This is a genomic window from Pseudomonas sp. HMSC076A11 (assembly GCF_001810205.1).
In the GTDB taxonomy this organism is placed as follows: Bacteria; Pseudomonadota; Gammaproteobacteria; order Pseudomonadales; family Pseudomonadaceae; genus Pseudomonas; species Pseudomonas aeruginosa.
Genome location: NZ_KV800316.1, coordinates 118,208 through 136,599 on the forward strand (window position 1 = coordinate 118,208; position 18,392 = coordinate 136,599).

Genomic DNA, 18,392 nt, shown 5'->3' on the forward strand with positions numbered 1-18,392 from the left:
GCTCAGCGCAGGCTCAGATGGCGGCTGAGCAGGGCCCGCAACGCGGCCGGCTTGACCGGCTTGGACAGGTAGTCGAGGCCGGCGGCGTGGATCTCCGCCACCAGTTCCGGCCGCGCGTCGGCGCTGATCACCACCCCCGGCACCGGCTCGCCCAGGCGCGTGCGCAGCCAGGCCATCAATTGCGTACCGGTCTCGCCGTCGTCGAGGTGATAGTCGATCAACGCCAGTTGCGGGCGCATCTCGCTGTCCAGCAGCGTGGCGCATTCCTCGCGGCTGCGCGCGGTCCAGACCTGGCAGCCCCAGCGGCTGAGCAGGCTGTTCATGCCGGCGAGGATGCTGTCCTCGTTGTCCACGCAGAGCACCTGGGCGCCGTTCAGCGCCTGCGCCGGTTCGGCCTTGTGGCCGTTGGCCAGGGCCGGCGGCGCCTGCCGCGCCAGCGGTACGCGGACGCTGAAGACGCTGCCCTTGCCCGGCCAGGAACGTACTTCCAGCGGATGGCCGAGGACCTTGCAGAGCCGGTCGGCGATCGCCAGGCCGAGACCGAGGCCTTTCTCCGCGCGGGTCTGGTGGCTGTCCAGGCGCTTGAACTCTTCGAAGATGACTTTCTGCTTGTCCGGTGGGATGCCCGGCCCCTGGTCCCAGACCTCCAGGCGCAGGTAGCCGTCCTCGCGGCGCACGCCGAGCAGCACGTGGCCCTTGGCGTAGCGGAAAGCGTTGGTCAGGAAGTTCTGCAGGATGCGCCGCAGCAGCTTGATGTCGCTGTCCACCCGCAGTTGGCTGCCGCGCAGGCGGAAATGCAGGCCCTGTTCCTGGGCCAGCGCCTTGAACTCGACGCCGAGGGCATCGTAGAGGTTGTTCAGCGGGAACGGGTTGCGTTCGGCGCTGACCCGGCCGCTTTCCAGGCGCGAGATGTCCAGCAGGTCGGTGATCAGGTCCTCGGCGGAACGCAGCGACGAGTCGAGGTGCTGCACCAGGTCGCGGACCTCGCCGGGCAGCGCGTCCTGGTGGGCGAGGGCGGCGGAGAACAGCCGCGCGGCGTTCAGCGGCTGCATCAGGTCGTGGCTGACGGCGGCGAGGAAGCGGGTCTTCGACTGGTTGGCGGCCTCGGCGTTGCTCTTCGCCTCGCTGAGTTCCTGGTTCAACTGCGAGAGTTCCTGGGTACGCTCCTGGACCCGCTGTTCCAGCGACTCGTTGGCGCCCTTGAGGCCCTGTTCGGCCTCGCGGTAGGCGGTGATATCGGTGAAGCTCATGACGAAGCCGCCGCCGGGCATCGGGTTGCCGATCAGCTCGATGACCCGGCCGTTGGGGAACAGCCGCTCGGAGGTGTGCGGAGTGCCCTGGCGCATCCAGTACAGGCGCTTGGCCACGTGCATGTCCGGATCGCCGGGCCCGCACAGGCCGCGATCGGCGTTGTAGCGGATGATGTCGGCGATCGGCCGGCCGACGTAGATCAGCCCGTCCGGGTACTCGAACAGCTCCAGGTAGCGGTGGTTCCAGGCCACCAGGCGCAGCGACTGGTCGACCACGCTGATGCCCTGGGTGATGTTCTCGATCGCGCCCTGCAGCAGGGCGCGGTTGAATTGCAGCACCTCGGAGGCTTCGTCGGCGATCCGCACCACGTCCTCCACCTGCATCTCGCGCCCTTCGATGGCGGCCTTCACCACCGCCCGCGCCGAGGACGCGCCGAGGACCCCGGCGAGCAGGCGCTCGGTGTGCGCGATCCACTCGTTGTTGGCGGTCTGGTTCGGGGTGAAGCCCTTGCCCTGGCGGTAGGCGAAGCGGATGAAGCTTTGCCGCGCGCGTTCCTCGCCGACGAAACGCGCGGCGAGCATCAGCAGGTCTTCCACCTGCACCGCGAGCATGAAGCGCGAGTTCTGCCGCTGGGAGATCTCCTGGCCGATGAAGCGGCTGGCCTGCCAGTGCTCGGACACGCGGGTGCGCGAGAGCACCGAGACCAGGCCGAACAGGGCGAAGTTGCCGACCAGCGAGATCAGCACGCCCTGGGTCAGCGGCTCGATCGGCAGGCCGAAGGGATTGCTTGCCAGCCAGGTCAGGCCGGGGATGCGCTCCAGCGGCCAGCCGAGGCCCTTGGCCACCACCGGCAGGACCAGCGTATAGGCCCATAGCAGCGAGCCGGCGGCGAGGCCGGCGAAGACCCCGCGGCGGTTGGCCTGTTTCCAGTACAGCGCGCCGATCATCGCCGGGCCGAGCTGGGCGATGGCGGCGAAGGCGATCTGGCCGATGGTCGCCAGGCTGGCGCTGGAGCCGAGCAGGCGGTAGGCCACGTAGGCGAGCAGCAGGATCACCGCGATGCTCACCCGGCGTACGGTCAGCAGCCAGTGACGGAAGGCCTCGAAGGGCCGTTCGGTGTCCTTTTCCCGGCGTCGCAGCAGCCACGGCAGGAGCATGTCGTTGGAGACCATGGTCGACAGCGCGACGCTGGCGACGATGACCATTCCGGTGGCGGCCGAGGCGCCGCCAATGAATGCCAGCAGGGCCAGCGCCGGGTGCGCCTCGGCCAGCGGCAGGCTGATGACGAAGGAGTCCGGCATTACCCCGGCGGGCAGGTGCAATTGGCCGGCGAGGGCGATCGGCACCACGAACAACGCGGCCAGCACCAGGTAGATGGGGAACACCCAGCGCGCCAGGTTGAGGTCGCGCGGCTCGATGTTCTCCACCACGGTGACGTGGAATTGCCGCGGCAGGCACATGATCGCGGTCATCGCCACGCCGGTCTGCAGCAGCATCGCCGGCCAGTGCACGGTCTCTTCCCAGTAGTCGGCCAACTGCGGCGCGGCGCGGGCCTGGGAGAAGAGATCGGCGAAGCCGTCGTAGAGGCCGAAGGTGACGAAGATGCCCACGGCGAGGAAGGCGGTGAGCTTGACCAGCGACTCGAAGGCGATGGCCAGGACCATGCCGCGGTGGTGTTCGGTGACATCCAGGCTGCGGGTACCGAAGACGATGGTGAACAGCGCCAGCACCAGCGACACGATCAGCGCCGTGTCCTGGGCGCGGGTACCGGTGGAGTCGGCGCCGGAGCCGATCAGCAGGTTCACCCCGAGGACGATGCCTTTCAGTTGCAGGGCGATATAGGGCAGCACGCCGACCATGCAGATCAGCGCCACCACCACCGCCAGCGCCTGCGACTTGCCGTAGCGGGCGGCGATGAAGTCGGCGATGGAGGTGATGTTCTCCTGCTTGCTGATCATGATCATCTTCTGCAGCACCCAGGGCGCGAACAGCATCAGCAGCACCGGTCCGAGGTAGATCGGCAGGAACGACCAGAGCTGGTCGGTGGCCTGGCCGACCGCGCCGAAGAAGGTCCAGCTGGTGCAGTACACTGCCAGGGAGAGGCTGTAGACCCAGGCACGCAGGCGGGGTGAGAGCGGGGTGCGGCGACGGTCGCCATAGAAGGCGATGGCGAACAGGATGGCCATGTAGACCAGGGCGACCACGGCGATCAGCCCGATGGACAGCGACATGCGAACTCCGATGATGTCCCCGCGTGAAGCTGGCGTGAGGCGGGGGTCTTGCTTTCGCGCCAGTTTCGCACTTGTCGGCCCGCGCGTCAGGCCGCCTGCGACCAAGGTCGCACGCATGCTTGAGCCGGACGCGCGGAGTTGGTAGCGTGCCGGGCTGCGTGAGCGCGGACGGCCCCGGCGGCCGGCTGTCCGTTCATCGTAGCCGGTTTCGGCTGCGGCACTAAACGCGGCCGCTACGCTCTGATGGGAGCGGAGTTTTGCGTCGATGTCGAGGAGGGCGCCCATGTTCAAGCCGCTACCGATCACCCTGCAGCGCGGAGCCTTGCGTCTCGAGCCGCTGGTGGAAGCGGACATTCCCGAGCTGGTGAGCCTCGCCGAAGCCAACCGCGAGGCGCTGCAGTACATGGACGGACCGACGCGGCCGGACTGGTACCGCCAGAGCCTCGCCGAGCAGCGCGAGGGCAGGGCGTTGCCGCTCGCCGTCCGCCTCGGCGTGCAACTGGTCGGGACCACGCGCTTCGCCGAATTCCTTCCCGCCTTGCCGGCCTGCGAGATCGGCTGGACCTGGCTCGACCAGGCCCAGCACGGCAGCGGCCTGAACCGCATGATCAAGTACCTGATGCTCAAGCATGCCTTCGACAACCTGCGCATGGTCCGCGTGCAGCTCAGCACGGCGGCGAGCAACCTGCGCGCCCAGGGCGCCATCGACAAGCTCGGCGCGCAGCGCGAGGGCGTGCTGCGCAACCACCGGCGGCTGGCCGGCGGGCGGCTAGACGACACCTTCGTCTACAGCATCACCGACCACGAATGGCCGCAGGTCAAGGCGGCGCTGGAAGCCAGCTTCACCGGCTGAAGCCGGTTCCGTCGCTCCTGCGGTATGCTGGGCGGCCCGTCCGGACGGGCGAACGAGGAGACGGCAGTGCCGGACGAGACGAGCGGAGAACACACGCATTTCTGGCGCGCCGCCGAACTGGGCGGCGTCGAACTGCTGCACGCGCGCTATGTGGAGCAGCGCTTCGCGCCGCACGTGCACAGCAGCTTCGCCCTGGTCATCATCGAGCAGGGCGCGCAGCGCTTCCGCCATCGTGGCGGCGAGCACCTGGCCCCGCTGGGCAGCATGGTGCTGATCAACCCCGACGAAGTGCACACCGGCTCCAAGGCCCATGATGCCGGTTGGCTCTATCGCGGCTACTACCCGGAAATGGAACAGATCGACGGGATTCTCGACGAGCTGGAAATCCATCATGGCGGCGTGCCGCGTTTCGCCGACAGCGTGATCCACGACCAGCCCCTGGCACGCGCCTTCGTCCACTTGCACCGCCTGCTGGCCGAGCATGCCGGCAGCCTGGAAACCCAGACCCGCTGGCGCGAGACGATGCTCGCCCTGTTCCGTCGCCACGCCCGCCTGCCAGAAGCGCCGAAGGCCGGGCAGGAGCCGTTGGCGGTGGCCCGCGCCCGCGAACTGCTGGCGGCGCGGTTGCTCGATCCGCCTTCGCTGGAGGAACTGGCGGCGGCGGTCAATCTGTCCCCGTTCCATTTTGCCCGGGTCTTCCGTCGCGCCACCGGCATGCCGCCCCACGCCTGGCTCAGACAGCGCCGCCTGGAGCAGGCCAGGGCACTGCTCAAGAGCGGCCGGGCGCCGCTGGAGGTGGCCCTGGAGCTGGGCTTCGCCGACCAGAGCCACCTCGGTCGCCAGTTCAAGCAGGCCTACGGGGTGGCACCGGGTGAATACCGCTCGGCCTGCGCGCGCTCGTCCTTGACGACATACGAATAAGTCAAGCTCACATTTGCAAATCATTTGTATTTACGTTCTTTACGATTTGCCGTAATTTTGCGCCCCACTTTTTCCTGCGTCCCTGGGGGAGCCTCGATGTCGTCCGTGAGTTCGTTGTCGCGCCTGGCCGTCGCCATCGCGCTGGGTGTGTCCATGCAGGCGGCGCAGGCCGAAGAGGAAGCCAAGGAGCTGGGCACGGTCACCGTGGTCGGCGACTGGCTGGGCGAAGCCGACCAGGCGGTGGTGCAGAACCATCCCGGCGCGCGCAGCGTGGTGCGTCGTCGGGAAATGCTCGAGAGCGGTGCGCAGAACGTCCGCGACGTGCTGCGCAAGGTGCCCGGCGTGCAAGTGCAGGACAACAACGGTACCGGCGGCAGCGACATCTCCCTGAACGTCGGGGTGCGTGGCCTGACTTCACGCCTGTCGCCGCGCTCGACGGTGATGATCGACGGCGTGCCGGCGGCGGTGGCGCCCTACGGCCAGCCGCAGCTGTCGATGATGCCGCTGTCCATCGGCAACCTGGAGAGTATCGACGTCGTGCGCGGCGCCGGCTCGGTGCGCTACGGCCCGCAGAACGTCGGCGGGGTGATCAACTTCGTGACCCGGGCGATTCCGGAGAAGTTCTCCGGCGAAATCGGCACCACCATCGAGCATGCCGGCCACGGCGGCTGGAAGAAGCTCAACCAGGCGTTCCTCGGCGGGACCGCCGACAACGGCCTGGGCGTGGCGCTGCTGTATTCCGGGGTGAAGGGCGCCGACTACCGCGACGGCAACAACGACAACGATATCGACGACGTGCTGCTCAAGACCCATTGGCAGCTCACCGACAGCGACCAGTTGGCGGCCAACTTCCACTACTACGACGCCTACGCCGATATGCCGGGCGGCCTGACCCAGGCGCAGTACGACGACGATCCCTTCCAGTCGGTGCGCGACTGGGACAACTTCCGTGGTCGGCGCAAGGACTTCTCGCTGAAGTACACCCGCCAGGTCGACGACCTCACCCAGTTCGAGGTGCTCACCTACTACAGCGACAGTTTCCGCGGCAGCAGCATCGCCGCGCGCAACCTCAGGACCATCCCCTCGTACCCGCGCGACTACCATGTGTTCGCGGTGGAGCCGCGCGTCTCGCGGATCTTCTTCGCCGGCCCGACCACCCAGGAGATCGGCATCGGCTACCGCTACCTGAAGGAAGCGATGAACGAGCGCGCCAGTCAGCTGGCCCTGGTCGACAATGTGCCGACCGTGCGTCCCGGCTCGGACGGCCATACCTACCAGGACCGTACCGGCGGTACCGAGGCCAGCGCCTTCTACATCGACGACAAGATCGATGTCGGCAACTGGACCATCACCCCCGGCATCCGCTTCGAGAAGATCGACAGCGACTGGCGCGACCGCCCGGTGCTCGGCCTGAACGGCAAGCCGGTGCAGGAGAAGAAGCGCAGCAAGGACTACAACGAACCGCTGCCGGCGCTGAGCCTGATGTATCATTTGAGCGACGAGTGGAAGCTGTTCGCCAACTACTCCGAATCGTTCGGCAGCCTACAGTATTTCCAGCTCGGCCAGGGCGGCAGCGGCAACGATACCGCCGCCGGCCTGGAGCCGGAGAAGGCCAAGACCTACGAACTGGGCACGCGCTACGACAACGGCAGCTGGGGCGGCGAGATCACGCTGTTCTACATCGACTTCGACGACGAGCTGCAGTACGTCAGCAACGACGTCGGCTGGACCAACCTCGGCGCCACCAAGCACCAGGGCATCGAGACTTCCGGCCACTATGACTTCGCCGCTCTCGATCCGCGCCTGGACGGCCTGTCGGTCTACGGCAGCCTCACCTATACCCGTGCCACCTACGAAGGCGACATTCCCTCCTTCAAGGGGCGCGACCTGCCGCTCTACTCGCGCCAGGTGGCCACCGCCGGGGTGCGCTACGAGGTCGACCGCTGGACCTACAACCTCGACGCCTTCGCCCAGTCCATGCAGCGCGCGCCAGGGCTGAGCACCGACAGCCAGGGCAACTTCACCCACAACTACATCACCGAGCCCAGCGCCGACGGCCAGTACGGCGACATTCCCGGCTACGTGACCTGGAATGCCCGCGTCGGCTACGACTTCGGCCCGCAAGCGTCGAACCTGAAGCTCGGACTCGGGGTGAAGAACCTGTTCGACAAGCAGTATTTCACCCGCTCCAGCGACAACAATTCGGGAATCTACGTGGGTCAGCCGCGAACGCTGTTCATGCAGGCCAGCGTCGGTTTCTGAATATTCGGATGCGACTTGGCGCATCGTCCGACGACAGGCGTCCTGCGGCAACGCGGACGCCTGTTCTATGATGGGCGCGGAATTTCCATCGGAACGCTGTGGCCTGATCCGCGGTCCATGCAGTCCAATCGATGACGGGCTTCCTTTCGGCGGCCACGCAAGGTAACAAGGACGATGACCCAACATTCGCAATTCGCCCTGCTGGGCAAGCGGCGTTTCCTGCCGTTCTTCATCACCCAGCTGCTCGGCGCCTTCAACGACAACATCTTCAAGCAGTCGCTGATCCTCGCCATCCTCTATCACCTCAGCGTCAGCGGCGACCGCAGCCTGCTGGTCAACCTCTGCGCACTGCTGTTCATCCTGCCGTTCTTCCTGTTCTCGGCACTGGGCGGACAGTTCGGCGAGAAGTACAACAAGGACGCGCTGATGCGCGCGCTGAAGCTGGCCGAGGTAGGCATCATGCTGGTCGGCGCTGCCGGCTTCGTCTTCGGCAGCCTGCCGCTGATGTTCGTCGCGCTGTTCGCCATGGGCACCCACTCGGCGCTATTTGGCCCGGTGAAGTATTCGATCCTGCCCCAGCACCTGCACGAGGACGAACTGGTCGGCGGCAACGCGCTGGTGGAGATGGGCACCTTCCTGGCGATCCTGGCCGGCACCATCGGCGCCGGCGTGCTGATGTCCCATGCGCATTACGCGGCGGCGGTGGCCACCGCGGTGGTGCTGGTGGCCGCCTGCGGCTACCTGGCCAGCCGCGGCATTCCGCGAGCGGCGGCGGCGCTGCCGGGGTTGAAGCTCGACTGGAACATCTTCGCCCAGTCCTGGAGCATCCTCCGCCTGGGGCTCGGCCAGCGCCCGGCGGTCTCGCGCTCGCTGGTGGGCAACTCCTGGTTCTGGTTCCTCGGCGCGGTCTACCTGACGCAGATCCCGACCTTCGCCAAGGAATGGCTGCACGGCGACGAAAGCGTGGTGACCCTGATCCTCACCGTGTTCTCGGTGGGCATCGCGCTGGGCTCGATGCTGTGCGAGAAGCTTTCCGGTCGTAAGGTGGAGATCGGCCTGGTGCCGTTCGGCTCGATCGGCCTGACCGTCTTCGGCATCCTCCTCTGGTGGCACGCCGGCGGCATTCCCCCAGGCGAGGCGCCCTACGACTGGCTGGCGGTGCTGCGCCACCATGAGACCTGGGCGGTGCTGGCCGACATCCTGTTCATCGGCATTTTCGGCGGCTTCTATATCGTACCGCTGTACGCCCTGATCCAGGCGCGCACCGACGAGGACAAGCGGGCCCGGGTGATCGCCGCCAACAACATCCTCAACGCCCTGTTCATGGTCGCCGCTGCGCTGGTCTCGATCCTCTTCCTCAGCGTCGCCAAGCTGTCGATCCCGCAGCTGTTCCTCGCCCTGTCGCTGATGAACGTCGCGGTGAACGTGTACATCTTCAAGATCGTCCCGGAATTCACCATGCGCTTCCTGGTCTGGCTGCTCAGCCACACCATGTACCGGGTCCGGCATGTGAACCTGGAGGCGATCCCGGACGAGGGAGCGGCGGTGCTGGTGTGCAACCACGTCTCGTACGTGGACGCGCTGCTGATCGCCGGCTCGATCCGGCGGCCGGTGCGCTTCGTCATGTACTACAGGATCTTCTCGCTGCCGGTGCTCAACTTCGTCTTCCGCACCGCCGGCGCGGTGCCCATAGCGGCGCGCCACGAGGACGAAGGGATCTACGAACGCGCCTTCCAGCGCATCGCCGACTACCTGAGGGACGGGGAGCTGGTGTGCATCTTCCCTGAAGGCAAGCTGACCGCCGACGGCGAGATGAACGAGTTCCGCGCCGGGATCGAGCGGATCATCGAGGAAACCCCGGTTCCGGTGATCCCCATGGCGCTGCAGGGGCTGTGGGGCAGCTTCTTCAGCCGCGACCCGAACAAGGGCTTCTTCCGCCGACTGTGGTCGCGGGTAAGCCTGGTGGCCGGCGAATCGGTGGCGCCGGAGGCGGTGGAGCGCCTCGACCTGCAGGCGCGGGTGACGAGCTTGCGCGGCGAAGCTCGCTGATCGATCCGCAGAAACGAAAAAGCCCCGGCGATGCCGGGGCTTTTTTTGGCGAACTACAAGTTAGACAACTTGTACTTCGTCGGCTTGCAGGCCTTTCTGGCCGTTGACGACCACGAAGGAAACCTTCTGGCCTTCCTGCAGGCTCTTGAAGCCGGTGCCCTGGATGGAACGGAAGTGAACGAACAGGTCGTTACCGCTTTCCGGGGTGATGAAACCGAAGCCTTTGGCGTCGTTGAACCATTTTACGGTGCCGTTCTGACGATTCGACATGGTGTAACTCCTGAAACAAAGTTGATTGCGGCGACGGAAATATCCGAGCCGGTAGGTACTGAGTTGCAAAGAGTACGAGGAGCCGAGGCGATGAGCGGACCGAGATCTACCACACCAGGTCACGATTCACTGTGACCCAAGCAAGCACAGTGGTCGCAGAGTACGCGATAAAACTGCGGAAAGCGATACCCCTCGGAGCATATTCGATGGATGTCTAATGGCTCAGCTTGAGGCCGACCAGTCCGCAGACGATCAGCGCGACGCTGGCCAGGCGCAGCAATGCCATGGATTCGCCGAACAGGACGATCCCGGCGATTACCGTGCCGACCGCGCCGACCCCGGTCCAGACGGCATAGGCGGTGCCCAGCGGCAGGTGCTTCATGGCCAGGCCGAGCAGGCCCAGGCTGACCAGCATGGCGAGCGCCGTGAGGACCGTGGGAAGCGGCTTGCTGAAGCCTTCGGTGTATTTCAGACCAACGGCCCAGCCCACTTCGAACAGGCCGGCAAAAAACAGGATGATCCAGGACATGGCGATCTCCAGGGCAACGGGTGGCGGGGCCGTCCCCATTCGATCACCGGCCGGAGGCGGGTGGTGAGGTCGTCCTCACTGCGTGCGGTATTTTGCATGGTTCATCGGTCGGGACAAGGCTTCCCGACCGGGACCCAGTTCAACGCGGCGTATCATCCAGGCGCCGGAACAGGGCGGCCAGCAGCGAACCGGAGAGATTGTGCCAGACGCTGAACAGCGCGCTGGGCACCGCTGCCAGGGGCGAGAAATGGGCGTTGGCCAGCGCCGCGCCGAGCCCCGAGTTCTGCATGCCGACTTCGATGGCCAGGGCCTTGCGCTGCGCCAGCGGCATGCCGGTCAGCTTGCCGGTGAGATAGCCGAGCAACAGGCCGAAGCCGTTGTGCAGCATCACCACGGCCATGATCAGCAGGCCGGACTCGGCGATCCGCGCCTGGCTGGCGGCCACCACCGCGGCGATGATCACCACGATGCTGAATACCGAGACCAGCGGCAGCACCTCCGCCACCTGCCGGGTGCGCTCGCCGAGCAGGCGCTGTGCCAGCAGGCCGAGGGCGATGGGCACCAGCACCACCTGGAGGATCGACAGGAACATTGCCGCGAACGACACCGGCAGCCAGGCCGAAGCCAGCAGCCAGACCAGCGCCGGCGTGACCAGCGGGGCGAGCAGGGTGGTCACCGAGGTGATCGCCACCGACAGGGCGACATCGCCACGGGACAGCCAGGTCATCACGTTGGAAGCGGTGCCGCCGGGGCAGCAGCCGACCAGGATCACGCCCACCGCGATCTCCGCCGGCAACTGCAACAGGCGGCAGAGCAGCCAGGCCAGGCCGGGCATGATGACGAACTGGGCCAGCACGCCGATCAGCACCCGTATGGGGTGCCGGGCGACCTCGCGGAAGTCTTCGCCCTTGAGCGTCAGGCCCATGCCGAACATCACCAGGCCGAGCAGTGGCGCGATGGCTGCGGTGAGCGGGAGGAACCAGGCAGGGCGGAAGAAGGCGAGGATGGCGAACAGCAGGACCCAGAACGGGAAGCTGGCGCTGACGAAGCGGCTCAGGGCGGTCAGGGCACGCATGGGCTTTCCTTGTTATTGGACGGCCGCCAGTCTGCCATGCCGGGCGCGACTCTCCCAGCGGCGGGCGCCGCCGGGAGAGCGGGGCGTCAGACGCCCTGGGGGATTTCTTCGCCGCCGAGGGCCTCGAAGAGCGCCGGAAGGAATTCGGCGAAGGTCAGCATCATCAGGGTGAAGCTGGCATCGAGCTGGCCGAGGGCGTCTTCGCCGCCGTCCTTTTCCGCCTGCTCCTGCAGCAGGTCTTCGAAGCGCAGGCGCTTGACCGCCAACTTGTCGTCGAGGACGAAGGACAGCTTGTCCGACCAGGCCAGGGACAACTGGGTGACCAGCTTGCCGGCGGTGAGATGCAGCTGGATTTCCTCGCTGGTCAGGTCCTGGCGCTTGCAGCGGACCACGCCGCCATCCTCGTGGGTGTCGCGCAGCTCGCATTCGTCGAGCACGTGGAAGTCGCCGGCGGCTTCCTGGGTCTTGACCCAGTCGGTGAGGGTCGCGGTCGGCGCGACCTTCACGCTCAGCGGGCGTACCGGCAGGGAGCCGAGCGCTTCGCGCAGCGTCGAGAGCAGGTCTTCGGCCTTCTTCGCGCTGGCCGAGTCGACCAGGATCAGGCCGAGGCTCGGCGCGATCGCGGCGAAGGTGCTGGAGCGGCGGATGAAGGCGCGCGGCAGCAGGGTCTGGACGATCTCGTCCTTCAACTGGTCGCGTTCCTTCTTGTAGACCTTGCGCATCTGCTGGGCTTCGATCTCGTCGACCTTTTCCTTCAGTGCGTCACGCACGACGCTGCCCGGCAGGATGCGCTCTTCCTTGCGTGCCGAGATCAGGAAGAAGTCCTGGCTGACGTGTACCAGCGGTGCGTCCGGGCCTTTGCCGAACGGCGCGGTGAAGCCGTAGGTGGTCAGCTCCTGGCTGGCGCAGGGGCGGGCGGGTTTTTCGCCGAGGGCTTTCTCGAGGGAATCGGCATCCAGTTGCAGATCCTGGGTGAGGCGGTAGACGAGCAGATTGCGGAACCACATGGGGTCGTTCTCTCCGGGCACAAAGGACCCATTATTCCGCCGCTGGCGGCTCAGGCCAACCCCGGTCCGTCGCTAACTCCTTGGAACGGCAGAAAATTTTTTTCATCGAGGGGCTTGCCAGGGGCCGAATCGCTCCGTAGAATGCGCCCCACTTCGAGAGTGAAGGGTGATTAGCTCAGCTGGGAGAGCATCTGCCTTACAAGCAGAGGGTCGGCGGTTCGATCCCGTCATCACCCACCAATCTCGCAAGTTACGCGCAGCGGTAGTTCAGTCGGTTAGAATACCGGCCTGTCACGCCGGGGGTCGCGGGTTCGAGTCCCGTCCGCTGCGCCATTTCCTTCCTCAGCTGTATCTCTTGCGCTTCCTTCCCGCTTCATAATTCGACGTTTTTCGACGCTTCCTTTCCGCTGTTCTTCTGTCCTCGTTCCACGCGTTCGTTCTGCTATCTCCTTCATTTTTCGGAAAGTTCGGCCTTGAACTTATCCGCGCGCACCTGTTCCTATTGCCCATAGCCACTGGTCGCGACAGCCTGCTAAGCTCGCGGCTTCATCGAATATGCCCGAGCGGCGAACAGATTAAAGGACTCAGCATGAAACAACATCGGTTGGCAGCAGCGATCGCACTGGTCGGTCTGGTTCTCTCCGGCTGCGATTCGCAGACCAACGTTGAGTTGAAGACCCCGGCGCAGAAAGCTTCCTATGGTATCGGCCTGAACATGGGCAAGAGCCTGTCCCAGGAAGGCATGGACGACCTGGATTCGAAAGCCGTCGCCAAGGGCATCGAAGACGCCCTCGGCAAGAAGAAGCAGCAGCTCACCGATGAAGAGCTGACCGAAGCCTTCGCCTTCCTGCAGAAACGTGCCGAGGAGCGCATGGCGGCCATCGGCGACGAAAACGCCAAGGCCGGCAAGAAATTCCTCGAGGAAAACGGCAAGCGCGACGGCGTGACCACCACCGCTTCCGGCCTCCAGTACGAAATCGTGAAGAAGGCCGATGGCCCGCAACCGAAGGCCACCGACGTGGTGACCGTCCACTACGAAGGCCGCCTGACCGATGGCACCGTCTTCGACAGCTCCATCGAGCGCGGCAGCCCGATCGACCTGCCGGTCAGCGGCGTGATCCCGGGTTGGGTCGAAGCCCTGCAACTGATGCACGTCGGCGAGAAGATCAAGCTGTACATCCCCAGCGAGCTGGCCTACGGCGCGCAGAGCCCGAGCCCGGCGATCCCGGCCAACTCGGTACTGGTCTTCGACATGGAACTGCTCGGCATCAAGGATCCGTCCAAGCCGGACGCGGAGCCCGAGGCCGGTGCCGCAGCGCAGCCCGAAGCCAAGGCGGACGCGAAGAAGTAATTTTTCCGCCGCGATGCATGAAACGCCCCGTCCATGACGGGGCGTTTTCATTTGCGGATTCGGCTGAACCCAGGCGCTGCCGCGAGGGTCTGAAAACAGGTCGAGGGCACGGCCGGTGTTACCCTTATGCACACATTTGTCGCACGTCGACCCGACCTACGGTATTGACCTCGGGTTGTCCGTTGCGCTAGGTCAAACCCTTGATTTTCAATGCTTTTAGAGCATTGTCTAAAAAGTGTCCGATCTGTCGGAAAGCCTGTAGCGACGGGCTTCTCGCCGACGGAAGGGGGGGCTGTTCACAAGGTTATCCACAGTATGCGTGGATAACCCGGAGAGCCTCGGCGGCAAGCGCTTGAGCGAGGTGGAAGGATGGATGCACCACGAGGATTCAGTCGTTACCTGGGGATCGCGGAACGTTTCCTGGCCCGTGGCCGGGTGCCCGCCTTGTTGATTGCGGTAGCACGCAAGCGCTCGCGCCTGAAGCTGGTGAAGAGCGACCTGCGCCTGCTGCAGGAACTGCTGGTGGCCTGGGTTCGCGGCGAATACCGCGGACTCAGCCGCCAGGCGTTGCTCTCGGTGATCGCGGCGCTGGCCTATTTCCTTTCGCCGGTGGATATCGTTCCCGACTTCATCTTCGGTGTCGGCTTGCTCGACGATCTCGCCGTCCTGGCCTGGGTAGTGCGTCGCTGGCAGGCCGAGCTGGATGCCTTCAAGGTCTGGCGCGACGCCCAGGGCGTCGAGACGCAACAGGCGCTGCGAGAGCTGCCGGCTCCCAGGGCGGAGCGCGTTCAGGGGTCCTGAGGCGCTTGCAGGCTGTTTTCCAGCAGGCGCCCGATGCTGCCGTCCCTGACCATCTCATCGAGCACCCGGTCCATACTTTCGACGGGGACCGGCAGTTGTCCGCCATAGATGCAGTGCATCCGATAGCTCTGCAGTACCAGCGGACTGACGCTCAGGCCCAGCTCGGGATGCTGGCGCGTCAGGTAGAGCAGCGGGCGGCGCATGTCCACCGCGGCGTCCAGGCGCGAACGCTTGAGCATCTGCACGCGACTGGCCAGGTCGCGGGTATCTTCGCGGCGAATTTCCCCGGCAGCGAAGGCCTGCATGAGATCGTCCGCGTAGACATAGCCTAGACTTGTACCCAGGGTCTTGCCGCGCAGCTCGGCGAAGTCGCGGATCGCCGGACGGTCGTCGCGCTGCAGCAGGACGTCCTGCTCTTCGAAGAGGGCAGGAGACCAATGGTAGCGTTCGGGTTTGCTATCCCATCCGGGGTTGGAGTTGCAGATCACGTGAATATGTCCGCTGGCCATGAAGCCGTCGATCCTTCGGTTCGGCGTTTCCACGAAACGCAGCGACAATCCCAGCCGCTGCGCGACCCGCTCCCCCAACTGGCGGGTGAAGCCGCCTTGCAGCTGGTGGTCGACGATGTCCACGTAGGGCATGCCGTCGGCGGGGCTGAAGCCCCAGCGCAGCTCGCCGGTGAAGGCCTGTCCGACTCCCAGCAGGATGCACAAACCAAGACTTCTCCGGCGCACCCGTGGGCTCCTCCACCAGGCAGACTGTGTGACCAGGGCAGCAGTATAGCCAGTCCGCAGCGGCGCGGTGCCTGATAAGATGGCGGCTTGCAAGGAGACCGACATGAATGTCCAAGTGATCACGCGAGACGGCGAGGCGGAATACGCGGTGTTGCCCTGGGCCGAATACCAGGCGTTGCTGGCCGCCGCCGGTCGCCCGGCCGCCAGTGTCGCGGTGGAGACGACCGCGCCGGCGGTGCCATCCGCGAGCCTGCTGGAGCGCCGCGAGGCGCGCGGCCTGAGCCTGGAACAGGTGGCCCGGGAGGTTGGTATCAGTCCTTCCTACATGGCGATGATCGAACGCGGCGAACGCGAGGCCAGCGAGGCCATCCTGTTCGCCCTGGAGCGTGTGCTGGGCAAAGCGACGGGGGCCTGACCTTGAGTGTGCTGATCAGCCGTAAACACTGGGATAGCCTGCTGCTGGAAATCGAGGATGCGCGTCGCCAGCGTCATCTGCTCACCTACCGGGCGCTGATCGAGCGCCTGCAACTGCCGACGCCGGCGATGACCACCCTCACAGCGGCTCTCGAGCACCTGGCATCGCTGGATGCGCGCTCGGGGCGTCCGTTGCGCAGTTCGCTGGTCATCAGCCAGGGCGCAAGCCGCTTGCCACGCACCGGTTTCTTCGAGTGCGTGGAGCGCCTCGGGCGTTTTTCCGGTCCGCCGGACGGCCCGGCCGCGGCTGGCTGGCATGCGGCGGAAGTGGTCCGTGTCTTCGAATTCGAGTATCCCGATGAACTCTGAATGGATCTGGCGCCTGCGCGCCCGCCTCGGTTACGGCGTGGCCCGGCAGTTGCTGGGCTGGCCCTGGCTGGTCAAGCAGCCGCGAGCCTGGCAGTGGATGCAGGGGCAGTTCTCGCGCATGGCCAACCTCGGACACCGCGACGCCCAGGCGTTCTACGGTCACCTGCTGCTGTTCCGTGGACAGGGCTTCGGCGCGCGCGAGGAGGGCCTGCGCCTGCTGCGCCTGGCTGCCAGCGCGGGCGATGGGAAAGCGGCCTACCAGCTCGGCGTGCAGGCGCTCAAGGGCGACAGCCGGCAAGCGCCCGACGCGCTGGCAGCCAGCCGCCACTGGGCACTAGCGGCAGAGGCGGGCCACCCGCTGGCGGCGCGCAAGCTGGCGGAACTCTACCGCGATGGAGGCCCGGGCCTGGCGCCGGACAGCGAGCGCGCCGAGCACTATGCGCAACGGGCGTCCGCGCTCGGTCTATAGCTGAACGAACGGTTCAGGCGGCCTCGATCAGGTGCAGGCTGTAGCCTGGCACCGCCTTGGCCTGGCGCTTGGCCTCGGAGGCCAGCGTCGCCAGGTGCGCGGCATCCATTCCCTGGCAGGCTTCGGCCGGTAGATGCACCACGCCGACGGACAATGACAGCAGCGGGTACTCCTCGCGCAGGCCATGGCGGTTGTGCGCAACGAAACAGCCGGCGTCCAGGTGCTCGCGGCTGTAGAAGCGCCGGCATTGGCTCTGGAAGGTTTCCAGCAACCGGTCGATCCGTGTGCGCCAGTCCTCGGGGCCGAGCACCAGCATGAAGTCGTCACCGCCGATATGGCCGACGAAGTCGCTGCCCGGGTCGATCCGTTCGCTCAGGCACTGTGCCAGGCACAGCAGGACCTCGTCGCCGCGGGTGTAGCCGTAGAGATCGTTGAAGGGTTTGAAGCTGTCGATGTCGATGTAGCAGATCACCGCCTCGCGCCTTTGTTGCAGCAGGCGTTCGAGGCATTGCTGGATCGGCACGTTGCCGGGAAGCAAGGTGAGCGGATTGGCGTGCCGCGCCTGCTGGAGCTTTTCCTCGGTGATCAGCCTGAGCACGTCGATCACCCGGCCCATGCCCGCATAGTGCCCGCCGCGGGTGATGATGAAATCTTCCTCGATACGCTGGCGTGCGCGGCTGGTCAGCAGGCGGCTGACCTGCTGCAGGGTCTGGCCGAGTTCCACGGCGAGAAAATCGTCGCTCATCAGGCGGCTGATCGGCTTGCGCAGGAACAGGTCGCAGGCGAAGGGCCGGAGCAAGGCGTCGGTGAGCGCGTGGCGATGGACGATGCCGATGGGACGCCCCTCTTCGTCGAGGATCGCCAGGGAGTTCAGGTTGGCCTGGCGGCGGAAGATTTCCACCACTTCCTGGGTCGAGGTGCGAACGTCGACCGCGCGCTGTTCCAGCAGCAGCGCACGCAGGTCGCCGTGCTCGTCGCTGGAAGACTGGCTGGGGGCGTCAGCGCTGGGCAGCATCTGTTGTACGTCGCTCGCCGGGTGTTCCAGCGGGCGGCCGAACAGATAGCCTTGCACCAGGTCGACCCCCATCTCGCTAAGCACCGCGAGTTCCTCGGGCAGTTCGATGCCTTCGGCGATGACCTGGGCGCGAGAGGCCCGCGCCATCTTCAGGATGGAGCCGACGAACTCGCGTTTCACGGTGTCCAGGTGGATGCCGTCGACGAAGTGGCGGTCGATCTTCACGTAGTCCGGACGCAGTTCCGACCACAGGCGCAGGCTGGAGTAGCCAGCGCCGAGGTCGTCGAGGGCGATGGAGAAGCCCATGGCGCGATAGTGGTGCAGCGCGGTATCGAGCAGGTCGAAGTCGTCGATGGGGGTCTGCTCGGTCAGTTCGATCACCACCCGGTTCGGCGAGATCCCCAGCTGTTGCAGCAATTGCAGGGTGCGGCCGGGCGGATGACCGGCCTCGAGGAGGGACTCCGGGGAGACGTTGAGGAACAGCATGGCGTCGCCCTGGATGTCGCGGAAGCGGCTGAAGGCGCGTTGTCGGCAGAGTAGTTCCAGTTCGCTCAGCCTTCCGCATTGGCGGGCCACGGCGAACAGCGCCAGGGGCGAGTGCAGTGGGCTGTTGGACGGACCGCGGGTCAGCGCTTCGTAGCCGACCAGGCGCCGTTCGGAAAGCGAGAGGATGGGCTGGAACAGGCAGTGCAGGTCGCCGTGGGCCAGGATGCTGTCCAGGGCGCTCAACTGCTCGGTGACGGTCATGGAACGCTCTCGTCGCAATGAAAAAGGGCCGGTTGTGCAACCGG

Annotated in this window: 16 protein-coding genes and 2 tRNA genes; 11 read left to right on the forward strand and 7 right to left on the reverse strand. The window is 65.9% G+C overall.

Annotated features, from left to right (window positions below; all coding sequences use genetic code 11):
* Positions 1-2 precede the first annotated feature (2 nt).
* Positions 3-3,482: a PAS domain-containing hybrid sensor histidine kinase/response regulator gene (locus HMPREF2716_RS22715; RefSeq protein WP_003117605.1), complete on the reverse strand. Its 3,480-nt coding sequence runs from the start codon at positions 3,480-3,482 to the stop codon at positions 3-5.
* A 265-nt stretch (positions 3,483-3,747) separates the two neighbouring features.
* Between HMPREF2716_RS22715 and HMPREF2716_RS22720 the strand changes: the two genes are divergently transcribed.
* The 4 genes from HMPREF2716_RS22720 (at position 3,748) to HMPREF2716_RS22735 (ending at position 9,567) form a co-directional block, all read left to right on the forward strand.
* Complete coding sequence (locus tag HMPREF2716_RS22720; protein ID WP_003119682.1) at positions 3,748-4,335, forward strand: GNAT family N-acetyltransferase; 588 nt, start codon at positions 3,748-3,750, stop codon at positions 4,333-4,335.
* Positions 4,336-4,401: 66 nt separating this feature from the next.
* Entirely contained in the window at positions 4,402-5,256 is an 855-nt protein-coding gene (locus HMPREF2716_RS22725; protein ID WP_003091607.1) for an AraC family transcriptional regulator, read from the forward strand.
* 96 nt (positions 5,257-5,352) lie between these two features.
* A complete protein-coding gene (locus tag HMPREF2716_RS22730; RefSeq protein WP_070622017.1) occupies positions 5,353-7,518 on the forward strand; it encodes a TonB-dependent receptor family protein in 2,166 nt (721 codons plus the stop codon).
* A 174-nt stretch (positions 7,519-7,692) separates the two neighbouring features.
* Positions 7,693-9,567, forward strand: coding sequence for an MFS transporter (locus tag HMPREF2716_RS22735; protein WP_003117607.1), 1,875 nt, complete (start codon positions 7,693-7,695; stop codon positions 9,565-9,567).
* Between the two features lie 60 nt (positions 9,568-9,627).
* Here HMPREF2716_RS22735 and HMPREF2716_RS22740 read toward each other — a convergent pair whose 3' ends face one another.
* The 4 genes from HMPREF2716_RS22740 to rdgC all read right to left on the reverse strand — a co-directional run bounded on the left by HMPREF2716_RS22740 (position 9,628) and on the right by rdgC (position 12,448).
* Positions 9,628-9,837, reverse strand: a complete 210-nt coding sequence (locus HMPREF2716_RS22740; protein ID WP_003115568.1) for a cold-shock protein — start codon at positions 9,835-9,837, stop codon at positions 9,628-9,630.
* 214 nt (positions 9,838-10,051) lie between these two features.
* Positions 10,052-10,366, reverse strand: coding sequence for a quaternary ammonium compound efflux SMR transporter SugE (sugE, locus tag HMPREF2716_RS22745; protein WP_003091603.1), 315 nt, complete (start codon positions 10,364-10,366; stop codon positions 10,052-10,054).
* A gap of 139 nt (positions 10,367-10,505) precedes the next feature.
* Positions 10,506-11,441 (reverse strand): bile acid:sodium symporter family protein, encoded by a 936-nt coding sequence (locus HMPREF2716_RS22750; RefSeq protein ID WP_003115569.1) that lies wholly within the window; start codon positions 11,439-11,441, stop codon positions 10,506-10,508.
* An 86-nt stretch (positions 11,442-11,527) separates the two neighbouring features.
* Positions 11,528-12,448: a recombination-associated protein RdgC gene (gene rdgC, locus HMPREF2716_RS22755; protein ID WP_003091601.1), complete on the reverse strand. Its 921-nt coding sequence runs from the start codon at positions 12,446-12,448 to the stop codon at positions 11,528-11,530.
* 164 nt (positions 12,449-12,612) lie between these two features.
* Here rdgC and HMPREF2716_RS22760 point away from each other — a divergent pair.
* The 4 genes from HMPREF2716_RS22760 to HMPREF2716_RS22775 all read left to right on the forward strand — a co-directional run bounded on the left by HMPREF2716_RS22760 (position 12,613) and on the right by HMPREF2716_RS22775 (position 14,600).
* Positions 12,613-12,688 (forward strand) — tRNA-Val (locus HMPREF2716_RS22760).
* Between the two features lie 16 nt (positions 12,689-12,704).
* A tRNA-Asp gene (locus HMPREF2716_RS22765) sits at positions 12,705-12,781 on the forward strand.
* A gap of 256 nt (positions 12,782-13,037) precedes the next feature.
* On the forward strand, positions 13,038-13,799 hold the full coding sequence (locus tag HMPREF2716_RS22770; protein WP_003091600.1) for a BamJ family beta-barrel-assembly machinery protein: 762 nt from the start codon (positions 13,038-13,040) through the stop codon (positions 13,797-13,799).
* A 369-nt stretch (positions 13,800-14,168) separates the two neighbouring features.
* A complete protein-coding gene (locus HMPREF2716_RS22775; protein ID WP_003114790.1) occupies positions 14,169-14,600 on the forward strand; it encodes a YkvA family protein in 432 nt (143 codons plus the stop codon).
* On the opposite strand, the gene HMPREF2716_RS22780 is transcribed toward HMPREF2716_RS22775, so the two are convergent.
* Entirely contained in the window at positions 14,588-15,334 is a 747-nt protein-coding gene (locus tag HMPREF2716_RS22780) for a substrate-binding periplasmic protein (protein ID WP_070622018.1), read from the reverse strand. The genes HMPREF2716_RS22775 and HMPREF2716_RS22780 overlap by 13 nt on opposite strands.
* A gap of 103 nt (positions 15,335-15,437) precedes the next feature.
* Between HMPREF2716_RS22780 and HMPREF2716_RS22785 the strand changes: the two genes are divergently transcribed.
* Genes HMPREF2716_RS22785 through HMPREF2716_RS22795 form a run of 3 tightly spaced genes read left to right on the forward strand, consistent with a single transcriptional unit; the run spans position 15,438 to position 16,586 of the window.
* The gene (locus HMPREF2716_RS22785; protein ID WP_003091597.1) at positions 15,438-15,749 is read left to right on the forward strand and encodes a helix-turn-helix domain-containing protein; all 312 of its coding nucleotides are present in this window, start codon (positions 15,438-15,440) and stop codon (positions 15,747-15,749) included.
* A gap of 2 nt (positions 15,750-15,751) precedes the next feature.
* Positions 15,752-16,117 carry a hypothetical protein gene (locus HMPREF2716_RS22790; protein WP_003114793.1) on the forward strand — a complete coding sequence of 122 codons (366 nt, stop codon included), beginning with the start codon at positions 15,752-15,754 and terminating at the stop codon, positions 16,115-16,117.
* Complete coding sequence (locus HMPREF2716_RS22795) at positions 16,107-16,586, forward strand: SEL1-like repeat protein (RefSeq protein ID WP_003109166.1); 480 nt, start codon at positions 16,107-16,109, stop codon at positions 16,584-16,586. The genes HMPREF2716_RS22790 and HMPREF2716_RS22795 overlap by 11 nt, the downstream gene beginning before the upstream one ends.
* A 13-nt stretch (positions 16,587-16,599) precedes the next feature.
* On the opposite strand, the gene HMPREF2716_RS22800 is transcribed toward HMPREF2716_RS22795, so the two are convergent.
* A complete protein-coding gene (locus HMPREF2716_RS22800) occupies positions 16,600-18,348 on the reverse strand; it encodes a bifunctional diguanylate cyclase/phosphodiesterase (RefSeq protein ID WP_043494009.1) in 1,749 nt (582 codons plus the stop codon).
* Between the last annotated feature and the right edge of the window lie 44 nt (positions 18,349-18,392).

What these genes read in the sequence shown, in the direction of transcription:
- sugE (WP_003091603.1), bottom strand. Translation starts at nt 10,366, where the DNA reads ATGTCCTGGATCATCCTGTTTTTTGCCGGCCTGTTCGAAGTGGGCTGG.
- HMPREF2716_RS22775 (WP_003114790.1), top strand. Translation starts at nt 14,169, where the DNA reads ATGGATGCACCACGAGGATTCAGTCGTTACCTGGGGATCGCGGAACGT.
- HMPREF2716_RS22730 (WP_070622017.1), top strand. Translation starts at nt 5,353, where the DNA reads ATGTCGTCCGTGAGTTCGTTGTCGCGCCTGGCCGTCGCCATCGCGCTG.
- HMPREF2716_RS22740 (WP_003115568.1), bottom strand. Translation starts at nt 9,837, where the DNA reads ATGTCGAATCGTCAGAACGGCACCGTAAAATGGTTCAACGACGCCAAA.
- HMPREF2716_RS22800 (WP_043494009.1), bottom strand. Translation starts at nt 18,348, where the DNA reads ATGACCGTCACCGAGCAGTTGAGCGCCCTGGACAGCATCCTGGCCCAC.
- HMPREF2716_RS22770 (WP_003091600.1), top strand. Translation starts at nt 13,038, where the DNA reads ATGAAACAACATCGGTTGGCAGCAGCGATCGCACTGGTCGGTCTGGTT.
- HMPREF2716_RS22735 (WP_003117607.1), top strand. Translation starts at nt 7,693, where the DNA reads ATGACCCAACATTCGCAATTCGCCCTGCTGGGCAAGCGGCGTTTCCTG.
- HMPREF2716_RS22795 (WP_003109166.1), top strand. Translation starts at nt 16,107, where the DNA reads ATGAACTCTGAATGGATCTGGCGCCTGCGCGCCCGCCTCGGTTACGGC.
- HMPREF2716_RS22720 (WP_003119682.1), top strand. Translation starts at nt 3,748, where the DNA reads ATGTCGAGGAGGGCGCCCATGTTCAAGCCGCTACCGATCACCCTGCAG.
- HMPREF2716_RS22785 (WP_003091597.1), top strand. Translation starts at nt 15,438, where the DNA reads ATGAATGTCCAAGTGATCACGCGAGACGGCGAGGCGGAATACGCGGTG.
- HMPREF2716_RS22715 (WP_003117605.1), bottom strand. Translation starts at nt 3,482, where the DNA reads ATGTCGCTGTCCATCGGGCTGATCGCCGTGGTCGCCCTGGTCTACATG.
- rdgC (WP_003091601.1), bottom strand. Translation starts at nt 12,448, where the DNA reads ATGTGGTTCCGCAATCTGCTCGTCTACCGCCTCACCCAGGATCTGCAA.
- HMPREF2716_RS22750 (WP_003115569.1), bottom strand. Translation starts at nt 11,441, where the DNA reads ATGCGTGCCCTGACCGCCCTGAGCCGCTTCGTCAGCGCCAGCTTCCCG.